This is a genomic window from Sphingosinicella sp. (assembly GCF_041916975.1).
Taxonomy (GTDB): domain Bacteria; phylum Pseudomonadota; class Alphaproteobacteria; order Sphingomonadales; family Sphingomonadaceae; genus Sphingosinicella.
The window spans coordinates 2,756,984-2,780,548 of sequence record NZ_JAYRYK010000001.1 but is presented as its reverse complement, the minus strand read 5'-3'; the positions used below and the strand labels follow the sequence as shown (position 1 = coordinate 2,780,548).

Sequence of the window (23,565 nt, the reverse complement as noted above, 5' to 3'; positions counted from 1 at the left end):
CAGGCTATTATAATTTGGGTGGCGCCCGCCCGGTCATCGTGATGATCTCAAGCGAGACGGAATGGCGTCCATCGGCCTCTGGACCCGCTTCCGCCGCGGCATGAAAAGCCGCAGCATCGACGCGGGAGAGCGGCTTTCGGCTCCGCGCGTGAAGGACATTGCTCTCCCCCATACCGCGCAGGTCGGCGAGCATCGAGGCTGCGCTCCGATACCTCACAGTCCGCTGATGTACGTCCAGGACCGGCTCAACGAAGCCCGCGCGCTGCAACAGGCCCGGCGCCTCACGCGGATCGACCATCGGCAAGAAACGGGGAGAAACACCGTCGTAGTGCGCCATCTCTGCCGCGAGAAGACGCGCGCGCAGCGCCGCGAACGATGCGCCCCCCACGAAAGCCGCGAGGAACACGCCTCCCGGCTTCAGCACCTGCCGGATCTGGACGAGTGCGCCCGGCAGATCGTTGACGCCGTGCAGGCTGGCCGCCGACAGCACCGCATCAAAACTGCCGGGGGCGAACGGCAAGCGATCCTCGTCGCACATCACGCCGCGCACCATTTTTGCAAAATGAAAACCAGCATCGGCCGCAACGATTTCGCTTTCGGGCAGCAGCGCGGCAAGGCGCCCGTCGTGCGACCCGAGATCGAGAACACGCGGAAACGATGGTCCGAGCTCGGCGAGGCGCTCTGCGAGATCGGCTGCAAGCGCGTCCTTCAGAAACGCGAAGCGCGCGAAATCGGGTGTGGCACGATCACGTGCGCGGCGGCGGGCTGTGCGGTCGAACGGTTCGATGGGGTCTGACATGCAGGGCACCTCTTGTCCGAGGGAGGCTGCAAGCGCAATGCCGGGCTGCTACGACATGCCGATGGAGAGGGCGGTCTTCCAGCTTCTGAAACGCACGGGCACGGGTTTTATCGACCTGCTGCTGCCGCCGCGCTGCCCGTCGTGCCGCACGATCGTGGGCGAGGACGGCAGCTTCTGTGCGCCGTGCTGGTCGCGCCTCAACTTCCTCACCGCGCCGATGTGCGCCTGCTGCGGCCTGCCGTTCGCCTATAGCGCGGGAGACGAGGCGCTGTGCGGCGCGTGCATGGAAACGCCGCCACCGTTCGACCATGCCCGCGCCGCGCTCGCTTACAACGCGGCGAGCGGCGGGCTCGTGCTTGCGTTGAAGCACGGCGACCGCACCGCGCTGGCACGCATCATGGCAGGCATGATGGCCCGCGCCGCCGCGCCGATTCTCGCCGATCAGCCCCTCCTCGTGCCGGTGCCGCTGCACACGCGCCGCCTGCGCCTGCGCCGCTTCAATCAGGCCGCACTGCTGGCGCACGCGCTGGCCCGGCGCACCGGGCTCGGCGTGCTTACCACCGCGCTCGCCCGCGTGCGCGACACGCCGATCAGCCGCGGCATGTCGCGGCGCCAGCGTGCGGAGAACGTGCGCGGCGCGATCCGCGTCCGCGCTGCGGCGCGCATCAAGGGCTCCCACATCCTGCTGGTGGACGATGTAATGACAACGGGCGCCACTGCGGAGGCCTGTGCCCGCGCGCTTCGCCGCGCCGGGGCAGCGCGCATAGATATTGTAACTTTCGCCCGCGTCACCCATGATACTGTCGAACAGGGCTGAAAAGAGCCAAAGGGATCGCAGTTTGTCCAAGATTGAAATCTACACGAAATTCCTGTGCCCCTACTGCACACGCGCGAAGTCGCTCTTGAAGGCGAAGGGTGCCGCGTTCGAGGAGATTGACATCACGCTGTGCGGAGACCGCCGCTCCGAGATGATCCAGCGCGCGCACGGTCGCACCACCGTGCCGCAGATTTTCATTGGCGGGCAGCATATCGGCGGATCGGATGACCTCGCGGCGCTCGACGCCGACGGCAAGCTCGATACGCTACTGGCACAAACCGCCTGAACGCCCCATATCCAGCCCCATGACGACACGTATCGCCATCGCCCAGATGACGTCCGGAACGGACTCCGCCGTCAATGCGGCCGCGCTTTCTAACCATGTGGAAGCCGCCGCCGCGGGCGGCGCGACAATGCTGTTCACGCCCGAAATGTCGGGGATTCTGGATCGGAATACCGCGCGCCTCTTTGCCAATGCACGCGGCGAGGAAGACGACGTCGCACTCGCCGCCGTGCGCGAAGCCGCGCAGAAGGCGGGCATCTGGGTGGCGCTCGGCTCGCTCGCGCTGCGCGATGCGCGCTATGCCGACCGCCTCGTCAACCGCAGTCTCGTGATCGACGACAAGGGCGAGATCCGCGCGCGTTACGACAAGATGCACCTGTTCGATGTCGAGGCCGCGCCGGGCGAATATTACCGCGAATCCGCGAGCTTCGTGGCGGGCGCAGGCATCGCACTTGCCGAAACGCCCGTCGGCACCCTCGGACTCGCCATCTGCTACGATGTGCGCTTCCCCCGCCTGTTCGATGCGCTGAGCGGCGCCGGAGCGCAGGTGATCGCGCTTCCCGCCGCGTTCACACGCCCCACGGGCCGCGCGCACTGGCACACGCTGCTCCGCGCCCGCGCCATCGAAACCGCCTCGTTCGTGATCGCCGCCGCGCAGACCGGCGAGCACGAGGACGGCCGATCCACCTACGGTCACTCGCTGGTGATCGACCCCTGGGGCGACATCCTGCTCGATGCGGGAGAAGAGCCGGGCCTCCACTTCGTCGAGATCGATCTTGAACGCATCGCGGACGTGCGTCGCCGCATCCCCGTGCTCCAACACCGCAGGGACATCGCCGCGCCGTGATCGTCTTCGACCTGAAATGCGGCGAGGCCCACGTCTTCGAGGCGTGGTTCGGCTCCTCGATCGACTATGAGACGCAGAAGGAACGCGGCCTTCTTGCGTGCCCGCTGTGCGGCAATGCCGAGATCGCCAAGGCCGTGATGGCGCCCGCCGTTCCCGCCAAGGGGAACACGCGCGCAGACACCCCGCCTGTCCCCGTGGCCGGGGGTGATGACGCGCGGATCAAGCAGATGCTGGGCGCGCTCGCCGACCTGCAGAAGAGCATGATTGAAAGCAGCGAGTACGTCGGCGGACGTTTCGCTGAGGAAGCGCGCGCGATCCATTACGGAGAAACCGACGCGCGCGGCATCTACGGCGAAACGAGCGCTGACGAAGCCGCGCAGCTTCGCGATGAAGGCATCGAAGCAATGCCGCTGCTGTTCCCCACCCGCCCCGGCCGCACCGACGCTTGATATTTTCGCCCGCTGCCGCCACTGATGCGAGCGCGCGTGCCCCCGTAGCTCAGCAGGATAGAGCGACGGTTTCCTAAACCGCAGGCCAGAGGTTCGAATCCTCTCGGGGGCACCATTTTTATTGTTTTTTTGTTGTCCCTCAAGCGCCGGGCGGTCGCATCCGCAGCCTTGGCTTTCCTCGCACACGCTCGGGCGACCAGCCGGCCTTGCGAACCCTGTCGGGTTCGGAATTGGGTGGTTTTTTGCTGTCCCGGATGAGCAGCGACATACGCCGCTTCGGCTGGATTCAAACAGGGTTTGGAGAACGGATCGATGTTTTCGATCCGGAGGTCAAATTCCGCAGAATCGTGCGGCGGGGCGAGGAATACGACCAGTCGTTTTTTCAGAAGGACCGGCCGAGTCTCGGAGCCGAAACCACATATGGGCATCGCCGGAAAACGAAGTTAGAGTTTGTTAACAATCGCCGGTCAATACTCTGGGTCAAAATACCAGTTTTGCAGAGTTGCAACAGGCAGGATTCGGTCCAACAAAAGGGCCGGATTCAATAATAATGATTTCGCGATCGGGTCGAAGAATGAACAATCTGGGTCTAACGGAAAATATCAATCCGAGTGAGACCTTTGACGCCCTTGAAAATCTTGTAAACAATGAAAGTTATCACGGGATTAACGCTAATTGCAATTTCCCGGATCACGCGGAAAAATTACAGCCGGGCAAAATAGAACGCCGCAAAAAAGCGCGGAGTTTTGCCAAATATTCCATCAGGCCGCTCAAAATTGGCGATGTTGCGCGCGCGATGAAAATCGCTGCGGACAACTTCAGCGGTGAGGTCGGCCTCGTCGCGCGCAGCTATCTTTGGCATTTCGCGCGCAAAGCCGGTTTTCCGCACATCACGTCTATGTGGGCGAAATGGGAAGTCCACATCGAGGATGCCGGCGAGACCGTGACGCTCGATCTCCTGTCGTCATTCGTGCATGGGCGCGACGTCGCATGGATCGATCTCGCCTCCCAGCCCGAAGCCGCCGTGGATCTCGCCATGGCAGCAATGCGGCGCTGGCCGCGTTTCCACCGTCTGCTGGTCGTTCGCCTCGAGCGTGTTCACGCACCGCAATTCCTGGCGGCGGGCTTCCGCATCGCCGGCCACATCCCGGACGGGCACGGCGAGCACATCTACCTGTATGCCGAACGGAAAAGGCTTATCGACCCGCTCCAGCCGGCGGTACGACTGCGCTTCAGCGGACGCCGCAGCGTCTCCTCGGACTGTGAGTTCAGCGTCGTGGAATGCAGCGGCTCGATCATCGGCCTTACCGGCATTTACGAAACGGAGTTCTGGCGCGATGTCACATGGGGCGCCTGGGGCGCCATCGACCCCGCGCGCGCGCGGCGAGACGCGGTGTTTGAAACACTGCGTCTGACGGAAAACCGCGCCAAACAGAATGGCGCGCGCTGGTTCTGCCTCGAAACCTCCGATTGCGAAAAATACCGCCACGCCCGGCGCATTTACGAGCTCTACGGTTTGCGCCCGCTGTTGACGATCCCGAACTTCTACCCAAGCGAAGGCGGCAAGGCGGAAAAGTTCATTGTGTACGGCAAGCCGACCAGCGACGATATCGTGCGCGCGCCGACGAAGGTGTCCGAAAGGGCTTGACGGGCGGCCTCGGCCTACCTCCCTCTTCCGGTTCGGTTCGAGGATGAGCGGGGGAGGACGGTTTTCATGCACTATCTCTATCTTGCGGGCGCCATCGTCGCCGAAACGATCGGCACCTCCGCGCTCAGCCAAACTGCGGGTTTCACGCGGCTGACGCCCACGCTCATCGTTCTCGTCAGCTTCGCAACGTCGTTTTACCTGATGTCGCTGGCCCTCCAGAGCATTCCCGTCGGCATCGCTTACGCCATATGGGCCGGGGTCGGCATCGTGCTCATCACGTTCATCGGCTGGGCATTCCTGAAACAGACGCTCGATGCGCCGGCCTTCGTGGGCATCGCACTGATCCTTGCCGGCGTGATCGTCCTGCGGCTCTTCTCCCGCGCGGCGGTACATTGAGCGCCCTCGGCGTCGTCGGAATTCTTTACAATTTCCACGACGCTTTTTTCAGCGCCGAAACGGACGGCCCGTTAACCTCGGAAAATTAACCCTTTCTTCACACATCCCGCAAATGGCACGCGACTTGCTTCCCTGGTTTTCGGCTATCAGTTCTCAGGAGGCGTACAATGCGCAACAAGGTTCTCAACAAGGTTCTGCCCGCGATGGCGCTCGTCGCCGCGGCCGGAATGTCGACGGCTGCGCAGGCAGCGTTCGTCAACACCTGGTCCTACGAAGTGACCTCGGTGTTCTCCAACCCGGTTTTCGAAGCGACCGGCACCGGCTCGCAGCAGATCAGCTCCACGCGCATCCAGTGGGGTCCGTCGAGCGTCAAGAGCGCCATCGGCGTCACCGACACGCCGACCTCGGGCTTCCTCGACACCAACGGCACCTGGAACCTCGCTGATCAATATTATCACGAGAACCGGACGCTCCCGTCGGGCACCAAGTCGCTGCTCAGCACCGATCTTTCGATCACGATCGCGCTGACACCGTTCGACCCGGCCGGCGATCCGCTGACCCCGGCTCTCGAGCGCACGTTCAACATCTCGTTCATCGAGACGAACAACGCGGGTTCGGGCGGCATCTGCGCCGACGGCGGCGCCTGGGGCGTCGGCATCAACAGCGCAGGCTGCGCCGACATCTTCGTGCTCGACTTCGACTTCGGTCAGTTCGACTTCACCTATGACGGCGTCGACTACTCGCTGTTCATCTTCGAAGATCCGGACTCGGCCCCGACGCTCGGCTTCCTCTCCGACGAAGCGTGCGAATCGGCTGGTGTGGCCGCTGGCTGCTTCGGCTTCCTGACGGCGGAAGCCGCGACGACCTTCGCGCAGTTCGCGCTGTCGATCGAAGGCCGGGAAGTTCCGGAACCGGCTGCGCTTGCACTCTTCGGTCTCGGCCTCGTCGGCCTGGGTGCTGTGCGCCGCCGCAAGGCTGCCTGAACGCATCACAGCGTTTGAATAACGGAAGAGCCCGGTTCAGGAAACTGAGCCGGGTTTTTTCGTGTGTGCAGGCCGGCCATTGCCAAGAGCACGTGTAAGCGCCCTTCTCAGTGCTATGCCCGTGTCATCTCAATCGGGATTGACTCTTTTCCGTTTAGGATGATTTTATCCCATATGGGAAAACGCCCAAGGATTGTTGACCATCCGATGGCGTGGGCATTTCGGCTTGGGGGCAGGTGATGATCCGGAAATATCTGAAACTCGTATTTGGGCTCATCGCCCTTGCGGCGCAGACCGCGGCCGCACCGGCTTTCGAAAGCGGGCCAGCCCCGGCAGTGGCGTCAGCGCCGTCGACAGCGGCGAATACGCAGGCACTCACCAAGGCCGACGTCGATGCGTGGCTCGACGGCCTTATGCCTTATGCGCTCGCGCGCGGGGCAGTGGCGGGCGCCGTCGTCGTCGTCGTGAAAAACGGCCAGGTGCTGACGCAGCGCGGCTACGGCTACGCGGATGTCGAGAAGCGCACGCCGGTCGATCCCGAAAAGACGCTGTTCCGGCCCGGCTCGGTCTCGAAGCTGTTCACGTGGACGGCGGTGATGCAGCTCGTCCAGGACGGCAAGCTCGACCTCGACGCCGACGTCAACACCTACCTCGATTTCAAAATCCCACCGCGCGACGGCAAGCCCATCACGCTGCGCAACATCATGACGCACACATCGGGCTTCGAGGAATCGATACGGAAGCTGATCTCCGACGAGACGGAGACGCCCGCACCGCTCGGCACCGTGCTGAAACGCTGGGTGCCGAACCGCATCTTCGCGCCTGGCACGACGCCCGCCTATTCGAACTATGCGACCGGGCTTGCGGGCTACATTGTGGAGCGCGTGTCGGGAATGCCGTTCGACGACTATATCGACCAGCGCATTCTTATGCCGCTCGGCATGGCCCATTCAACATTCCGCCAGCCGCTGCCCGCGACCCTGAAACCGCTGATGTCCCAAAGCTACCGAACGGCTTCCGGCAAGGCGATGCCCTTCGAGGTGGTCGAGCCTGCGCCCGCAGGCAGCCTTTCGGCAAGCGGCGCGGACATGGGCAAGTTCATGATCGCGCACCTCGCGAACGGCGGACCGCTGCTCTCGCCCGAAACCGCGAAGACGATGCACACCACGTTCCTCGACATGATCCCGCCGCTCAACCGCATGGCTCTGGGGTTCTATGAGCAGAACCAGAACGGCTATCGCATCATCGGCCACAACGGGGGCACGCAGCGCTTTTTCACCTATTTGTGGCTGCTGATCGACCAGAACGTCGGCGTTTACATCTCGCTCAACAGCGTGGGCAAGGACGGCGCGCCGAGCGCGATTCACAACGCACTCATCACCGGCTTCATGGATCGCTATTTCCCCGGAACGCCGAAGGACGGCGCCGTGGATGGGAAAACCGCTGCGGCCCATGCCCGGATGATGGCAGGGCATTACATTGCGAGCCGCCGTTCCGACTCCAGCTTCATGCGCACAGGCGCGTTCGCCTCGCAAACCGCCGTGACGGTGGGTCCGGATGGCGGATTGCTGATCCCGAACTTCAAGACGCCGGGCGGCGAACCGCGCGCCTGGAAGGAGATCGCACCCTTCGTTTGGCGTGAGGTCGGCGGAAAGCAGCGGCTCGCGGCAAAGGTCGTTGACGGGAAGGTCCAGCGTTTCAGCATCGACGCCGGGTCGGCAGCGGTTGTGTTCGAGCCCGCACCCTGGCACGCGAATGCCGCCTGGCTGAACCCGGCCATGATGTTCGCCGTGATCGTGCTGCTGCTGACGGCGTTGTCGTGGCCCGCCGGTGCGATCGCCCGGCGTGTCTACGGCACTCCCCTTGCGCTCACCGGCCGGGCGCGGCTGCGCTATCATCTGTTGCGCGGCGTTGCCTTGCTGGTCCTCTTCGTCTGTGCCGGATGGCTCTTCATCTTCAGTGCGATGCAACAGCAGGGCTTCACCGCCATAAACGGCAAGTACGATGGGCTGGTCATCCTGCTGCAGACCGCCGGCCTGATCGGCTTCATCGGTTTTCTGGGGCTCACGCTATGGAACGCGTGGAGTGCATGGACACAGGGACGCTGGGCGTCACGCCTGTGGAGCATTGCGCTCCTCGTCGCGGCGGGCGTCGTGCTCTGGGCAGCGGTGACGTTCGGACTGCTGAGTTACGGTCTCAACTACTGATTAATGAAAAAAGGGGGCGCTGCGAAGCGCCCCCTTCTTTTGTTGAACGGCCCGTCTTTGTTCAGCGGCCCTTGCCCGTTCCGAGAATTGCCTCGCCGGGGAAAACCTTCGCAGCCAGCTTGCCGCCGTCGACGACGGGCGTGCCGTTCACCAGAACGTAGCGGATACCGCGCGACGCCTGCATCGGCTTTTCGAACGTGGCGAGATCGGCAACGGTCGCCGGATCGAACAGCGTGAGATCGGCATCGGCGCCAACCGACACGCGGCCCTTCTTCGCCATCTGCGGCGAAATCCCCTCCAGCCGCTGCGCCGGCATGATCGTCATCTTGCGGAGCGCCGCCATCAGATCGAGCGTGCCGCGTTCACGAACATAGCGGCCGAGCACGCGCGCATAGGTGCCGGCACCGCGCGGATGCTCGCCCGACGTGCGCCACGGCATACCGTCCGACGCGATCGAGATCGCAGGTTCTGCAATGATCTGGTCGACGACGTCCTCGGGGATCATGTGGACGACCACCGCTGCGCCCGGCTGCTCGCGCCGGTAGCGTTCGAACGTTTCCTTCGTCAGCCGCTCGCCAGTCGCCGGCCACTGGAGATCGCCGTAGCTGATCCCGGAGCGCTCCTGCCAGCCATCGCGGAAGAATTCCGATCCGATCGACGTGCTGCCCGCCGTGTACGGATAGGCTTCCGACGTGATGTCGAGCCCGCGCGCCTGCGCGTGCTTCACCATGTCGATCAGGATCGGCGTGTCCTTAAGCCCCGTGGAGTGCAGATGGACGATCTGCAGCGGCGCACCGGTGACGGCGGCGTTCGCGATCACTTCCTGCGCCACCGCGATCGGCACGCCGGGCGCCGGATCGAGCGGGCGACTGCGCACGTGGACGAAAACCGGGGCGCGCGTCCCAGCGGCGGCCTTGAAGATGTCGTAGATCTCACTGCGTCCGGCGCCCGGTGTATATTCGATGCCGAGCCCGTAGCCGAGCGCACCCGCCGCGACTTCGCGGTCCAATGCGGCGACGATCGCCTTTTGCTGTTCCGGCGTCGCCGACGCGGTGTAGGCCTTGCGGTCCGCTACCGTTTCGCCGTTCGCCGCGCCGTGGCCCTTGCACGGTGCGCCAGCAATCACTTCCATCCGCGCGCACTGGTGCGATGCGGTCGCACCGAAGTTGATGAGTGCCCGCCCCTTCATCGCGCCGACGAACGCCTGCACGGGCATCGCCCCGCCTTCGGCGTCGATCGCGGTCGTCACGCCGTCCAGCACCTGAAACTGCTGGCCCTTGTCGTGCTGTCCGTGCGCGTGAAGATCAACGAAGCCCGGCGCAACGACGAGCCCGCGCGCGTCGATCTTGCGCTTGCCTTTGAGCGGCGCCGCCGAGATTTCGGCAATACGGTTGCCGATGATCCCGACGTTGGCGATCTCGTCACGGCCGCTCGCCGGATCCATCACCCGACCGCCAGAGATCACGACATCATAGGTTTCGGCAAAAGCCGGCGCAGCGAGCGCGGCAAACGCAGTCGCCAGAAACAGTGCAGCTTTCATTGGGCTCTCCTCAATTCGCAAACAGGAAATAGTCGCGCACCGTGCGCGCGATCTCGGCAATGGCTCGCTCGCGATCGGGGACCGGTGCCGCGCTCGCCTTCACATAGGCGGCGATGACCACACCCGTGCCGTCGGGCAGGGTCACCACGCCGACGTCGTTCACGGTTCCGCCGATCGTGCCCGTCTTGTGGGCAACCGTCGTGCCGGGCGGCATCTGGCCCGGCAGGCGCTCGGTACCGGTGCGGCAGCGCTCCATGATAGCGGCGAATGCCTTCGTGCTTTCAGGCGAAAGCGCCTTCCCGGCGAACATGCGCGTGAGCAGCGTCGCCATTGCCGCAGGACTCGCCGTGTCCTTGGGATCGGCATCGAACGCGGCATCCGGCATCGCACCCTTGCCGGGAAGCGACGGATCGGCCTTCGCTGCGGTTTCGAACGCCTGCGCAAGCGGGCCTTCGCCAAGCCGGAAGAAATCGCGCAGCAGCCGATTCGTATCCCGGTCGACACGCATCGCGCCGACGCCCTGCGCGCGCACCCACGCCGTCACCGCCTCCGGGCCGCCGGCGGCCTTCATCAGCACGTCGGTCGCCGTGTTGTCGCTCTGCGTCAGCATCAGTTCGAGCAGGTTGTGCACCGAAAGGCTGACACCGGGATGGATGAAGCGATCGGCGATCACCTCGGACGGCGACATCATCTCCTGCGGCACATCCAGCATCGTGTCGAGGCGGAGTTGACCCTTGTCGACCATGTCGAAAATCTTGCCCGCAAGCGGCACCTTGTATGTGCTCGCCATCGGGAACGCCGCATCGGCATTGAGCAGCACGCGGGCGCCCTTCCCATCCAGCCGCCAGGCTGCGATACCGACGACACCCCCCGCGCCTGCGGCAAGCCGCGCCACTTCCGTGTCCACGGCCTTTGTCGCCGTCGGTGCCGCCGCAACGGGTGCGCCCACGCTGAGCACAGTGAAAACAAGCGGCAAACAGAGCCAGCGCATGGCGTTCCGTTTCATCATTCCCTCCCTCTTTGGAATTTGAAGGCCGCGCGCCCGGCACGGCAAATTCTCCGTATGGGACAATGATGGTAAATTTCTTCGATTGCAATACAGGATGAAAAACTCTTTATCTATTTGATCAATATAGATTAAATTGAACAACGAGAAAGCATGTCTGCTTTTTGACAATCCCAATTTGAAAATATCGTCCTGATGTGTCAAAATTCTCGAACATAATATGGAAAGGGAGAGTCGGGGGTGATGCGCGAACGCAATCGGTCCGTGGCAATGCGGCGTGTTTTCGGTAGGGCGGCACTTGCTCTGGCCCTTCTGGCAACTGCACCCTCAGCGGCAGCGCCGGCCGCATCCGTCGCGAGCGTCGATCCGGCGCGCCTTGCTGGACTTCCAGAATTCATCGACGGCGTGATGGCTCAGCAGATCGCCACGCGCGAGGTGGCGGGCGCCGTCGTCACCGTGGTGTCGCGCGGAAAGGTCGTTTTCAGCAAGGGCTACGGCTACGCCGACATCGACCGGAAGATTCCGGTGGATGACGAAAAGACGCTGTTTCGGCCGGGCTCCGTCTCCAAGCTGTTCACGTGGACCGCGCTGATGCAGCAGGTCGAAAAGGGACGTGTGAAGCTGGGCGACGACGTCAACAAATACCTCGATTTCAAGATTCCCGCCACATACGCGAAGCCGATCCTCGTCCGCGACCTTCTCACCCACGCGCCGGGCCTGGAAGACAGGGGCGGCATCACGGTGGAAACCCCCGCAGGCTTCGTTCCGCTCGGCACGTTTCTGAAGAACAATATCCCTACCCGCGTCCGCGACTCGGGCATCGAAAGCTCCTATTCGAACTACGGCTCGGCAATCGCCGGCTACATCGTGCAGCGCGTCTCGGGCGAAGCCTTCCCCGACTACATCGACCGCCACATCTTCGGCCCGCTCGGCATGACGAGCGCGACCTTCCGCGAGCCGCTGACAGGCACGCGCGCCGAGAACATGGCGCTCGGCTACGAGCTCAAGGACGGCCGCTTCGTCGCCAAGCCCTTCGAGCTTTACGGAAACATCATGCCCGCAGGTTCCGCCTCTGCAACGGGGCCCGACATGGCGCGCTTCATGCTGGCGCATCTCGGCGACGGCGCGCTTGGCGACGCGCGTATCCTGAAGCCGGAAACCATGAAGTTGATGCGCGAGACGCTGCACAAGAATGCGCCCTCGCTGCCAGGTATGGCGTATGGCTACATGGTCGTGCGCGAAGCCGGGCCGCGCCTCGTCGGCCACGGCGGCAACACCGCCGATTTCCACTCGTTCATGATCCTCGCCCCCGAGGCCGACTTCGGCTTCTTCGTGTCCACGACAGGCGGCTGGGGAAGCTACGGCGCCCGTACGGAACTGCAGAACGCCATTATTGGCCGCGTTTTCCCGGAAAGCCCCGCGCCGCGCTGGAGCGGCACGTCCACGCCCGCCGTCGGCGCCTATCGCACCAACCGCCGGACCTACAGCGACCCGCCCCAGCCCGAGTTCGACATCAAGGTCAGCGCCTCGGGGCCGAACGCGCTGGTCGTCGAGAATCGGGGCAACAAGACCTATTGGGAGCAGATCGGACCGCAGCTCTACGAGCAGGTCACGGCAGCGCGCGACGGCGGCCCTTTCGAGAAACTTGAGTTCTATGGGCCGGAAAACGATCGGAAAATGTCGTTTTCGTCACAGCCGCATGTGCTCTATCGGCTGGTTCCATAGCCGCCCATAAGGAAAATATCGTCCCATTCAGGATATTGATGTAGACAATTGAAAATTTTTGAGTGATTTTCAGATTCTGAAATAGACGTTCGCGCGGGAGCGACGAGCGCGATTTTTCCAAAAGCAGGTCAAGAGGGGACTGTCATGACTTCCATGCTTGGTATTCGTTTATCCACCCGTGCGGTATCGGTGAGTGCGCTTGCGCTCGGCGCCGCGCTCGCCGTTTCCACCCCTGCGTTTGCGCAGGAAGCCGCCGAAACCACTGCGGCGGAAAATTCCGATGTTATCGTGATCACCGGCTCGCGCATCAGCACAGTCGGTTTCGACGCGCCGACGCCTACCACGGTCGTGAGCGCGGCAGACCTGAAGGTCGCCGGCCGCACGGACATTCAGGCGACGCTCGCCGACCTGCCGCAATTCCGCATGACGCAGAGCGCGACCTCGACCAACACCGTCACCTCGTCCGGCCAGTCGCCGGCCGACCTGCGCGGTTTGGGCTCGGCGCGCACGCTGGTCCTGATCAACGGCCGTCGTCATGTCAGCTCGAACGACCTGCAGACGATCCCGTACTCGCTCGTGAAGAGCATCGACATCGTGACCGGCGGCGCCTCGGCGGCATACGGTTCGGATGCCGTCGCGGGCGTCGTCAACATCATGCTCGACAACAAGCGCGAGGGCTTCGAACTCGGCGCACAGACCGGCATCTCTTCGCGCGGCGACGGTGCGAAGTATCTGCTTGAAGGTTCGGCAGGCTTCAGCTTCGCCGATGGGCGCGGCCACTTCATCGTCGGCGGCGACTATCTGAACGACAAGGGCGTCATCCCGGGCACGTCGCGGCCGCTCATCGGCGCGGCGGGCTTCTTCCCGGGCGCTGACGGCAAGCTCTATCCCACGAACAATCTGCGTGAATCCAACCGCCACGAAGACGGTGTCATCACGTCCGGCGTTTTGGCCGGTCAGGTCTTCAATGCCGATGGCACACTTCGTCCGTTTGAATACGGCACCCGCCGTGCGGGTGCTCCGACGCTCATGATCGGCGGCGAGGGCTATCACATCGACAATTACCGGTCGCTTTCGGCACCGATCCAGCGCGCCAACGTGCTCGCTCGTGCGAGCTACGATCTCACCGACAATCTCAACATCTGGGTTGAAGGCAACTACAACCGTGTGTGGGACGAACGTCCGTTCTTCCCTGATCTCTGGATCAACCAGCTGACGATCTCGGCAAGCAACCCTTATCTCAGCACGGCGATCCGCGACCAGCTCGCGACCGCGGGCGAAACCTCCTTCACGATGGGTCGCGCCGTCACCGACGTTGCGATGGCGCATTACGATTATACGCGCGAAACCTATCAGGTCTCGATCGGCGTCGATGGCAGCTTTGGCGACGGCAAATGGCGCTACAATGCCTACTATAGCCACGGCGAACAGACGCAGGACCAGACGCTGAGAGACATCACCCTGCGTCAGAACTTCCTAAACGCGGTTGACGCCGTCACCGGCCCGGGCGGTACTCCGGTTTGCCGCATCGCCCTCACCGATCCGACGACGGCCTGCCGTCCGCTCAACCTGTTCGGTTCGGGCAATTCCGATCAGGCGGCGATCGACTATGTGACCGCCGACTGGAACGCCTACACGACCACCTGGCTCGACAATATGGGCGTCAGCATCAGCGGCGAGCCGTTCGAGCTCTGGAACCAGCCCGTCTCGGTGGCGGCCGGTATCGAATACCGCGAGCAGGCCTTCAGCACGAAATACGATGAGAACTCGCTGGCCAGCCGCTTCGGCACCATCAACGGCCAGAACATCCCGAAGACCGGCAACAACGTGAAGGAGGCCTTCGCCGAGGTCGCAATTCCGCTGCTCGCCGATCTGCCTTTCGTTCAGAAGCTGATGTTCAACGGTGCAGCACGCGTCTCGGACTACAGCACCAAGGGCTCGATCTGGTCGTGGAAGGTCGGTGCAGTCTGGGACATCAACGACAGCATCAAGCTGCGTGTCACGCGTTCACGCGACATTCGTGCCGCGAACCTCACAGAAATGTTCAGCCTGCGTTCCACGCTGTTCACGACGGTCGTCGACGAGGGTATTCCGGCGACGCGCCCGACAACGAGCATCATCCTCTACACTGGCGGCAATCCGGACGTTGCGCCTGAAATCGCAGACACATTCACCGTTGGTGTTGCGCTGTCTCCGAGCTTCATGCCCGGTTTCCGTTTCTCTGCTGACTACTATGACATCAAGATCAACGACGTGATCACCACCCTGACGGCACAGCAGATCGTCAACAGCTGCTATCTGCAGGGGAATAGTGGCGCCTGCGCACAGATTGTCCGCAACGGTGCCGGTGCGATCACCGAAATCAATGCAGCCTACATCAACGTGGCGAAGTTCACGAACAAGGGTATTGATTTCGAGGCGAGCTACCAAACCAGCCTCGACAGCATCGGCCTGCCCGGCCAGCTGAACATTCGCGGCCTTGCAAACTACGTCGACAGCCTTGCCGTCGATAACGGCATCCTCACGATCGAGGGCGCCGGCTATCTCGGTTCGCAGGCGACTTACCTGATCCCGAAATGGCGCGGCACGCTCAGCGCTTCGTATGAAAGCGAACGCTTCGGTGCCGATGTCCGCACCCGCTACGTCGATGGCGGCGGCTATGCGCCTGCCAACGTGCTTGCCGGTCAGGGTGATAGTGTCAGCATCTCCAGCCGCTGGTACTTCGACCTCGGTGCCCGCCTCTACATCCCGTACGGTGATGGCAAGAAGTTCACGGTTTACGGCAACGTCCAGAACCTCTTCGACCGTGATCCGGCGGTCGCTGCGGTCAGCTCGCCGTATCACGATCTGATCGGGCGCTATTTCACGGTCGGAGCCCGCATCAACTTCTAATTTCCCCCGGGTCAGTAACGGAATGCCCGCGGATCGGCTTCGATCCGCGGGCTTTTTTTATACTACTTGAGGCCGGATGCCTTCAGGGCTTCGGTAAGGATCGGTCGCATCAGGACGTAGGCGCGGGGGTTGGGATGGAGTCCATCTTCGCTGAGGTCTGTGCGCAGGCGGCCTTCGGCATCCGCCAATCCGCCATAGTCGGCGAACGCATAACCCCGCGCCTTTGCGAACATGCGAAGCCACGCGTTTGCCGCGCGCCACGTTTCCGGATCGCGGCGGCTACCGTCGCGGGCGGCATCGAAGGGCGGAATGCTGCCAAGGACAACGCGGATGCCGCGTGCAGCCGCGATATCCGCCATTGCCGTCACATTGCTGCGGAGGCGCCCGAGGATCGCGGGCGCCGCATCGGCGTGGCTGCCCGCATAGACCCTGATGTCGTTGGTACCCGCGAGAATCACGACGACGGCGGGCGAAAGCGCGGCGACATCATCCTCGAAGCGCAGCAGCATCTGGCTGCTGTTCTGCCCCGGGATACCGCGATTGACCCATGCCGCATCGCTGAGCCGAGGCAGCAGTTCCGGCGTCCAGTGATAGGTGATCGAATCCCCCATCAGAACCACCCGCGGCTGGCCGGCCGGCGCAGCCAGAAGCGCCGCGTTGGCGGATGCATAGACGCCGGTGCCCGCGATATCGCCCTGCTGCATCATCCACTTCGCGGCGAAATCCTGCACGGTCATCGCAGCGACGGGGCTGGGTTCCGCATGGGCGGATACGGCGAGAATCGCCGAGACGGCGATGCTGCAGGCGCTAAGCCGCATTTCGGACGAGGCGGTTTTCCGCCTTCGCGCGCCGCGCGCGTTGCTGCCGGCGTGCCGAGAACCAGAGCCAGACGCCGCTGCCCGCGAAGAACACGAGCGAGAGACCGGCCGCGAGCACGACGAGACGGCCGACAAGCCCGCCCGCCTTGCCGGTGTGGATCGTGAACAGCCAATCGTAAGCGGTGTTCATCGGCGGCAGCGCGGCGGGCTCGTAGCGGCCGAGTTCGATGCCCTCGTACGCGTTGTAGAAATACTGACGCGTCGCATTCGGACGGCGCGACGTTTCATCCTGGAAATAAAGCGCGACGACCTGCCCGGCCGCGCCCGAAAAGCGCACCTCGCGGAGCGGCAGCGGCCCATGCCGCGCGCGCGCATCGGCGAGCAGCGTATCGACGGGACGCAGCGGGGCCTGCGACAGCGCAACCTCGAACTTCGGGCGCGGCACGACAGGCAGATAGGGCTGCAAGGCGGCACGGTGAATGAGCAGCGCGCCCGTGACGCCCGACATCACCAGCACGATGCCGATCGCCGCACCGATCGCGCGGTGCGCAGTGCGGACGGTGCGGTCCGCGCCCTGCCCCGTGAGGATGCGAAAGCCGGATTTGAGCCTGCGCCGCCCCGGCCACCAGATGATGATGCCGAACACGGCAAGGAAGATGAGAGCGACGCCTTCGATGGTGACGATGATCTCGCCTGTTTTCCCCGCGAGCAGCGTATCGTGAAGGTGAAACAGCCACTCCGTGGGCCACGCGGCATAGCTGCCCGCGCGCACGATCCCGCCGCTGTAGGGATCGACCGCAACCATCCACGGCGCATCGTTTGCCCGCATCACGAATATCGCGGCGCGCGTGGGATCTTCGGAAAACCGAATGCGCTGCAGCGTCGCCTCCGGCGAAGCTTCGCGCACCGTGTCGACCAGCGTCTGTACTGGCAGCGCTTCGCCGGGCGTGACGACGAGCGCGGGATGGATGATGCCGTCGATCTCCGCGCGGAAGACGAGCAGCGTGCCCGTGAGACCCTGCACGAGGAGCAGCGCCGCGAAGGCGAGGCCGACCCAGCGGTGAAGCTTCAGCAGCGTGGTGCGCGTTCCCGGCGTCATGTCACTTGGCCGAATAGGCTTTGACGAGGCGATAAAGGAACGCCCGCGCATCCATCAGCGACGTGACGCGAATACGCTCGTCGAGACCGTGGACGCCGTTGCCGTCCGTGTCGCGGAACACCCCGGAGATGCCGTAAGTGGGAATGCCCCCCGCGTTCAGGAAGCGGCCGTCGGTCGCGCCGCTGCTGAGGCTGGGGATCACCGGCACGCCGGGCCACATCTCGGCCGCGATCGCCTCCACCGGCTTCATGATGCGCGCATCGAGAGGCGGCGCGGGCGGCTGCGGGCCGGGCTCCGCGGCAAGGCTGATCTCGACCTTCGCATCGGCCGCAACCTCGGCGAGACGTGCGCGCACCGCATTGACGGTTTCGCCCGGCATGATGCGGCAATTGACGTTCGCCTCGGCGTGCTGCGGCTGTGCATTGGGCGCGTGACCGCCGGCAAGCTGCGTGGGGATGCAGGTGGTGCGCAGGAACGCGTTCCAGAGCGGGTTCGCGGCGGCGATGCGGGCGAACGCCGCTTCATCTGCCGTGCCGTTTCCGGCGGCGGCGAGGTCTTTCGCGGTCTGCCCCGTGTAGAGCGCCGAGGTACGCCGGAAGAAACCCTTGGTGGCCTCCGTCATGTTGACCGGGAAGCGATAGCGATCGATGCGCGCCACGGCAGCGGCGAGGCGGCCGATGGCATTGTCGTCTGTCGGGCGTGCGCTGTGGCCGCCGGGCGCCGTTACGGTGAAGGTGAAATCCTGATAGATTTTCTCGCCGATCTGCACGCCGAACGAGATCGGCTTTCCGTTTTCGTCGAGGTTGCCCGAACCGCCTTCGTTCACGGCGAATTCGGCTGCGAGCGCATCGGGTGCCTTCGCCAAAAGGTACTGGACGCCGTTGAATACGGAATCGGTCTCCTCGCCGCAGGTCAGCGCCAGCTTGATCGTGCGCTTGGGCCGATAGCCTTCCTGCTTGTAGCGCACGAAGGCATCAACGAACGATGCCGCCATCGCCTTGTCGTCGACCGCGCCGCGCGCGTAGAAATAGCCGTTCTCCTCGACGAGCGTGAAGGGGTCGCGCTTCCAGTCCGATCGCTTCGCCTCCACGACGTCGATATGTGCGAGCAGCAGCATGGGCTTCAGCTTCGGGTCGGTACCCGCGATGCGCGCGACGAGATTGCCCTGACGCGGAAACTCGGGCGACACGATCACCTCGACATCGGCCTTCGCATAGCCCGCCGCCGTCAGCCGCGCCGCCATGCGCTCCGCCGCGAGCGTGCAGCTGCCGCTCGACAGCGACGTGTCCGTCTCGACGAGTTCGCGGTATAGCGCGCGGAAATCCGTTTCGCCGGCGCGCGCCGGGTCCACCTTCGGTGCGGCAAGAGTCTCCTGCCCGAACAGGGCACACGCCGCCATCACGGCAATACTGGGCAAACGAACCACCCGCACTCTCCCTCCACCAACCGGCCGACGCTACGCTAGGGCCATACAGCTTTCACGGTCCTGTCGCATCATGCGCTGCCGCCCGCCAGATCGCGCGGAACATCGATCACCACGCGCAGGCCGCCGCCCGCACGATCAGTGACGGCAATACCCCCGCCGAGCGCGGTTGCAAGTTCGCTGACAATAGCAAGGCCGAGCCCGCTGCCTTCGGTGTGGTCGCGGTCCAACCGCCGGAAACGCTGGAAGATATGTGCGCGCATCCCGGCCGGAATGCCCGGTCCGTCGTCTTCCACGACGACGCGCACGCCTGCCTCCTCGGCCGTGACCCAGAGCCAGACGGTGCCGCCGCGCCGGTTATAGCGGATGGCGTTGTCGACGAGGTTCGAGATGAGCTCGCGTGCGAATTCGCCGACCGTGCGCACCGACGCGCTGCCCTCCGCATCGAATTCAATCTCGACACCGGCTTCGAGCGCGGCCGGAACATGGTCTTCCGCGACCGACCGGGCAAGCGCGGCGAGATCGACATTGCGCGCAAGCCGCATGACGTTCTCGCGGTTGCCCTCTGCGCGGGCGAGCGCGAGCAGCTGCGTGAGGAGCCGCTGCAGGCGCACGGTCGCGGTGTCGATGTCAGCGAGCGATGCGCGCCCGCCTTCGGTGCCGGTGCCCTCGCGCTTCAACACCTGCAGGTGTGCGCGCAGGATCGACAGCGGCGTGCGCATCTGGTGCGAGGCATCCGCCGTGAAGCGGCGCAGGCCCTCGACGGCATTTTCCAGCCGCAGCAGCAGCCCGTTGAAGGCATCGACGAAACTGCGCAGTTCAGCCGGCACCTGCTGCAGCGTGAGCGGCGTGAAATCGGTCGGCGAGCGGCTGGCGATGCCCCGGCGCACCTCGGCGAGCGGCACGAGGCCCCAGCGCACCGCGACGGGCACAAGCAGGACGAGGAGGCCGACGATCAACGCTTCGAGCACGAGGAGCCCGGCGAGCATCCGTGAAGAAAGAGTGTTCCGCGCTTCGAGCGTTTCGGCGACCTGCACGACGACGGGCGCGTCCACACGCGGCACGCGGCGCACGATCGCCGCCACGCGGATCGGCGCATCGCGATAGGCCGAATAGGCAAAAGCGGTGTCGTCGGTTCGCGCCGCATCGGCCTTGATCTGGGGAAGGTCGGGGTAGCCCGTCAGCAGCTCCCCGCCGACGCGCACGCTGTAGTAGACATTGTCGCGCTCGTCGTTTTCCAGCATCCCGAACGCGGAGGGCGGCAGGTCGAGCGTGATCTCGCCATCCTCCAGCGCCAGCGTGTCCGCGATCGAACGCGCCGAGGCATCGAGCAGGCGGTCGTTCACGCTTTCGACAATGCTGTTTATGATGAGCGCGCCGCCCACGCCGAGCACCAGCGCCAGCGCCGCTGTCGGCACGATCAGCGCGACGAGAAGCCGCGCGGTCAGCGAAACGCGAAGATTACGTCTCAGCGGCAGGCGTGTTCTCCATCACATAGCCGAGCCCGCGCATCGTGCGGATCGCCGGGCCCTGCGGCCCCAGCTTGCGGCGCAGACGGGCGATATAAACCTCGATGGCGTTCGGCGCGACCGCCTCGTCGAAGCCGAACACTTCGGCGGCAAGCCGATCCTTCGAGACGACCTTGCCGACGCGGACGACGAGCCTTTCCAGCAGCACCCATTCGCGCCGCCGCAGATCGATCTGTTCGCCCGACACCCAGATGACGCAGCGCGACCGGTCGATCTCCAGATTGCCGACGCGGATCAGCGGCGAGGGGTCGGATGCAGGGCGACGCAGCAGCGCGCGCAGCCGCGCGCCAAGCTCGGCGGGCTCGAACGGCTTCAGCAGATAATCGTCGGCCCCGAGATCGAGGCCCTTCACCCGATCCTCCACCGAATCGCGCGCGGTCAGCATCAGGATCGGCGCGCGGCAGCCGCTCGACCGCAGCGATTTCAGCACGTCGAAACCGCTCATGTCGGGCAGGTTCACGTCGAGCGTAATGACCGCATAAGGCTCGTCACGCGCCATTTCGAGCGCGGTCTCGCCGTCCGGCGCGGGATCGACCGAATAGCCCTCGCCGCGCAGCGCGGCCGTCAGCCCGCGCGCGAGCGCTTCGTCATCCTCAACCAGCAAGATCCGCGCCATGCTTCCCTCTTTGACAGAATGGCGATCGGCCCGCACATTGCGCGCATTATGCGCGTGATCGGGCCGCTTCGCAAAATTCTGAGCTTCGTTCCCGGGCGGCGCGCGCTCTTGCTGCTGCCAGCCGCATTCGCGCTGATAGCAGCGGGACAACCGCGAGGCTATCCCCGCTCCTACACCGACACGATCGCGGCGGCCCGGCGCGAAGGCACCGTCGTCGTCTATTCGACCACCGACCGCCACGAGGTGACGGGTGCGCTGAGCGCATTCCGCAAGCGTTATCCGTTCCTGCGCGTGGACTATCGCGAGCTTGAATCGCCGACGCTCTACAACCGCGTGATCGCGGAATCGCGGGCGCGGAAACCCACGGGCGACCTTATCTGGAGCTCCGCGATGGATCTTCAGATCAAGCTGGTGAACGACGGCTATGCGCAGGCCTATGCGTCGCCGGAAAAGCCCTACCTGCCGAACTGGGCGATCTGGAAGAACGAGGCATGGGGCGTGACCGCTGAACCCGTGGTGATCGCCTACAACAAGCGCCTCGTGCCCGCGAAGGATGTGCCGCGCACGCATTCGGGTTTCGAGCGCGTGCTGCGCAACAAGGCCGCGTTCTACAGGGGCCGGGTCTCCACCTACGATCCCCGCCTTTCCGGCTTCGGCTATCTGCAGCTCACGCAGGACTACCACGCGAGCCGGGATATCATGTCGCTTGTCGGCGCGCTCGGCGCGGCGCGCGTGCGGCTGCATACGTCGAGCGGACCGCTGCTTGCCGACATCGAGAGCGGGCGCAGCCTGTTCGCATACAACGCGCTCGGCTCCTATGCGCTGGAGCTTTCCGCGCGCAATCCCGACATCGGCGTGATCATGCCGAGCGACTACACGCTCGTCGTGTCGCGCATCGCGCTCATCGCGCGCGAGGCAAGGCAGCCCAATGCGGCAAAGCTGCTGCTGGATTTCCTGCTCTCCCCCGAAGGGCAGCGCCATCTGGCACGCGCTTACATGGCGCCATCGCGCGAGGACGTGGTGCCGCTCGCAGGCAGCAAACCACCCGCAACGGCAGCACGCCCGGTGAAACTCGGCCCCGCGCTGCTCGCGAACCTCGACCGCATCCGGCGCCAGCGCTTCCTTGCCAACTGGCAGGCCGCGCTCGATCAGAAATAGAGAACGACCGCCGTTTACGCGTACCAGGGAAACAGGCCGAGCAGCAGGCACGTGAGCATGAACACCGCGCAGGCGCCAAGCGCCCACTTCATCGTGAAACGCTGGTGGTCGCCAAGCTCCACACCCGCAGTCGCGACCAGCAGATAGGTCGAGGCGACGAGCGGGCTCAGCAGGTGGATTTGCTGGCCGACAAGCGAGGCACGCGCGATCTCCATCGCGGTAATGCCGTAATGCCCCGCCGATTGCGCGAGCACCGGCAGCATCCCGAAATAGAAGGCGTCGTTGGAGATCAGCACCGTGAAGGGAATACTGACGAGCGCGGTGATCGGCGCCATGTAGGGCCCGAGCGCATCGGGGATGACGCCCGTGACCGTGTTCGCCATCGCATCGACCATCTTGGTGCCCGAAAGCACGCCGGTGAAGATACCGGCGGCGAAGACGAGGCCCGCTGTCGCGAGCGCGTTCGAGGCGTGCGCGGCGACCCGCTGGCGCTGCATCTCCACCTGCGGATAATTGACCATCGCTGCGATCGCGAAGGCGACCATGAACAGCACCTGCAGCGGCACGTCGCCGAACAGCAGGATACCCATAAGCACGGCGGTGAGCGCGGCGTTGAACCAATAGAGGCGCGGGCGGCGCGTGGAAGGCGTACCGTCGCTGTCGGGCGTCGAGAGATCGAGCTGGCCGGGCAGCGGCATCGCGACGCGCTCTGTGATGCCGAGGCGCTTGCGCTCGGCGCGCCCGAGCATCCACGCGGTGAACAGCACCCAGCAGACCGTGGTGAGTACGGGCGGGATCAGCGACAGGAACAACGCGCGCGGATCGACGCCGAGCGCGATCGCCGCGCGCGAAGTCGGCCCGCCCCACGGAACCAGATTCATCGCGGCGACCGCCATGATGAGGATGCAGGTGAGCACGCGCACATCCATCTTCATGTGCCTGTAGAGCGGCAGCAGCGCCGAGAGCGTGATCATGTAGGTGGTGGTACCGTCGCCATCGAGCGCGACGATGAGGCCGAGAATCGCCGAGCCCATCGTGATCCGCAAGGGATCGCCGTGGGCGAGCTCCACCACCTTGCGCGTCAGCGGATCGAAAAGCCCGGCATCGATCATGATGCCGAAATAGAGGATCGCGAACAGTAGCATCACGCCCGTGGGCGCGATGTCCCGGATGCCTGCGAGCATCATCTCGCCGAGGCCCGCCGAGAATCCCGCGATCAATGCGAACACGGTCGGTACGATGATGAGCGCTATCATCGCCGACAGCCGCTTCGTCATGATCAGGGTCATGAACGTGGCGACCATGCCGAAGGCGAGAATGGAAAGCATCA

Annotated in this window: 20 protein-coding genes and 1 tRNA gene; 12 read left to right on the top strand and 9 right to left on the bottom strand. The window is 64.4% G+C overall.

Translation table 11 applies throughout. The annotated features are described in order from the left end of the window. Positions 1-7: 7 nt before the first annotated feature. Complete coding sequence (locus ACE3TJ_RS13025; protein ID WP_374596791.1) at positions 8-799, bottom strand: methyltransferase domain-containing protein; 792 nt, start codon at positions 797-799, stop codon at positions 8-10. Positions 800-836: 37 nt separating this feature from the next. Between ACE3TJ_RS13025 and ACE3TJ_RS13020 the strand changes: the two genes are divergently transcribed. From ACE3TJ_RS13020 to ACE3TJ_RS12980, 9 genes are all read left to right on the top strand, one after another. Next, on the top strand, positions 837-1,616 hold the full coding sequence (locus ACE3TJ_RS13020; protein ID WP_374596789.1) for a ComF family protein: 780 nt from the start codon (positions 837-839) through the stop codon (positions 1,614-1,616). A 22-nt stretch (positions 1,617-1,638) separates the two neighbouring features. Next, a complete protein-coding gene (grxC, locus tag ACE3TJ_RS13015; protein WP_374596787.1) occupies positions 1,639-1,902 on the top strand; it encodes a glutaredoxin 3 in 264 nt (87 codons plus the stop codon). A gap of 19 nt (positions 1,903-1,921) precedes the next feature. After that, the gene (locus ACE3TJ_RS13010; RefSeq protein ID WP_374596785.1) at positions 1,922-2,746 is read left to right on the top strand and encodes a carbon-nitrogen hydrolase family protein; all 825 of its coding nucleotides are present in this window, start codon (positions 1,922-1,924) and stop codon (positions 2,744-2,746) included. Then, complete coding sequence (locus tag ACE3TJ_RS13005) at positions 2,743-3,195, top strand: DUF1178 family protein (RefSeq protein WP_374596783.1); 453 nt, start codon at positions 2,743-2,745, stop codon at positions 3,193-3,195. Before ACE3TJ_RS13010 ends, ACE3TJ_RS13005 begins: the two co-directional genes overlap by 4 nt. Before the next feature lie 38 nt (positions 3,196-3,233). Further along, positions 3,234-3,310, top strand: a tRNA-Arg gene (locus tag ACE3TJ_RS13000). A 459-nt stretch (positions 3,311-3,769) separates the two neighbouring features. Next, positions 3,770-4,843, top strand: coding sequence for a hypothetical protein (locus ACE3TJ_RS12995; RefSeq protein WP_374596781.1), 1,074 nt, complete (start codon positions 3,770-3,772; stop codon positions 4,841-4,843). 66 nt (positions 4,844-4,909) lie between these two features. Next, the gene (locus tag ACE3TJ_RS12990; protein ID WP_374596779.1) at positions 4,910-5,239 is read left to right on the top strand and encodes a multidrug efflux SMR transporter; all 330 of its coding nucleotides are present in this window, start codon (positions 4,910-4,912) and stop codon (positions 5,237-5,239) included. Positions 5,240-5,406: 167 nt separating this feature from the next. Next, positions 5,407-6,222, top strand: coding sequence for a THxN family PEP-CTERM protein (locus tag ACE3TJ_RS12985; RefSeq protein ID WP_374596777.1), 816 nt, complete (start codon positions 5,407-5,409; stop codon positions 6,220-6,222). 239 nt (positions 6,223-6,461) lie between these two features. Beyond that, the gene (locus tag ACE3TJ_RS12980) at positions 6,462-8,429 is read left to right on the top strand and encodes a serine hydrolase domain-containing protein (RefSeq protein ID WP_374596775.1); all 1,968 of its coding nucleotides are present in this window, start codon (positions 6,462-6,464) and stop codon (positions 8,427-8,429) included. A 61-nt stretch (positions 8,430-8,490) separates the two neighbouring features. On the opposite strand, the gene ACE3TJ_RS12975 is transcribed toward ACE3TJ_RS12980, so the two are convergent. Together ACE3TJ_RS12975 and bla are read right to left on the bottom strand one after the other, a co-directional pair. After that, complete coding sequence (locus ACE3TJ_RS12975; RefSeq protein ID WP_374596773.1) at positions 8,491-9,969, bottom strand: amidohydrolase family protein; 1,479 nt, start codon at positions 9,967-9,969, stop codon at positions 8,491-8,493. A gap of 10 nt (positions 9,970-9,979) precedes the next feature. Beyond that, positions 9,980-10,975, bottom strand: a complete 996-nt coding sequence (gene bla, locus ACE3TJ_RS12970) for a class A beta-lactamase (RefSeq protein WP_374596771.1) — start codon at positions 10,973-10,975, stop codon at positions 9,980-9,982. 243 nt (positions 10,976-11,218) lie between these two features. On the opposite strand from bla, the gene ACE3TJ_RS12965 reads away from it, so the two are divergent. Both ACE3TJ_RS12965 and ACE3TJ_RS12960 read left to right on the top strand, forming a co-directional pair. Continuing rightward, a complete protein-coding gene (locus ACE3TJ_RS12965) occupies positions 11,219-12,700 on the top strand; it encodes a serine hydrolase domain-containing protein (protein WP_374596769.1) in 1,482 nt (493 codons plus the stop codon). Positions 12,701-12,844: 144 nt separating this feature from the next. Then, positions 12,845-15,592, top strand: coding sequence for a TonB-dependent receptor domain-containing protein (locus ACE3TJ_RS12960; RefSeq protein WP_374596767.1), 2,748 nt, complete (start codon positions 12,845-12,847; stop codon positions 15,590-15,592). Between the two features lie 62 nt (positions 15,593-15,654). Here the strand turns inward: ACE3TJ_RS12960 and ACE3TJ_RS12955 are convergent, their stop codons facing one another. The 5 genes from ACE3TJ_RS12955 to ACE3TJ_RS12935 all read right to left on the bottom strand — a co-directional run bounded on the left by ACE3TJ_RS12955 (position 15,655) and on the right by ACE3TJ_RS12935 (position 21,077). After that, the gene (locus ACE3TJ_RS12955; RefSeq protein WP_374596765.1) at positions 15,655-16,410 is read right to left on the bottom strand and encodes a GDSL-type esterase/lipase family protein; all 756 of its coding nucleotides are present in this window, start codon (positions 16,408-16,410) and stop codon (positions 15,655-15,657) included. After that, positions 16,400-17,509, bottom strand: coding sequence for a PepSY-associated TM helix domain-containing protein (locus tag ACE3TJ_RS12950; RefSeq protein ID WP_374596763.1), 1,110 nt, complete (start codon positions 17,507-17,509; stop codon positions 16,400-16,402). Before ACE3TJ_RS12950 ends, ACE3TJ_RS12955 begins: the two co-directional genes overlap by 11 nt. A gap of 1 nt (position 17,510) precedes the next feature. After that, positions 17,511-18,935, bottom strand: a complete 1,425-nt coding sequence (locus ACE3TJ_RS12945) for a M20/M25/M40 family metallo-hydrolase (protein ID WP_374596761.1) — start codon at positions 18,933-18,935, stop codon at positions 17,511-17,513. A gap of 68 nt (positions 18,936-19,003) precedes the next feature. Next, positions 19,004-20,350 (bottom strand): sensor histidine kinase, encoded by a 1,347-nt coding sequence (locus tag ACE3TJ_RS12940; RefSeq protein WP_374596759.1) that lies wholly within the window; start codon positions 20,348-20,350, stop codon positions 19,004-19,006. A gap of 43 nt (positions 20,351-20,393) precedes the next feature. Next, positions 20,394-21,077 (bottom strand): response regulator transcription factor, encoded by a 684-nt coding sequence (locus tag ACE3TJ_RS12935; protein WP_374596757.1) that lies wholly within the window; start codon positions 21,075-21,077, stop codon positions 20,394-20,396. 54 nt (positions 21,078-21,131) lie between these two features. On the opposite strand from ACE3TJ_RS12935, the gene ACE3TJ_RS12930 reads away from it, so the two are divergent. Then, a complete protein-coding gene (locus ACE3TJ_RS12930) occupies positions 21,132-22,235 on the top strand; it encodes an ABC transporter substrate-binding protein (protein ID WP_374596755.1) in 1,104 nt (367 codons plus the stop codon). Between the two features lie 14 nt (positions 22,236-22,249). Here the strand turns inward: ACE3TJ_RS12930 and ACE3TJ_RS12925 are convergent, their stop codons facing one another. Beyond that, positions 22,250-23,563 carry a CitMHS family transporter gene (locus ACE3TJ_RS12925; protein ID WP_374596753.1) on the bottom strand — a complete coding sequence of 438 codons (1,314 nt, stop codon included), beginning with the start codon at positions 23,561-23,563 and terminating at the stop codon, positions 22,250-22,252. Between the last annotated feature and the right edge of the window lie 2 nt (positions 23,564-23,565).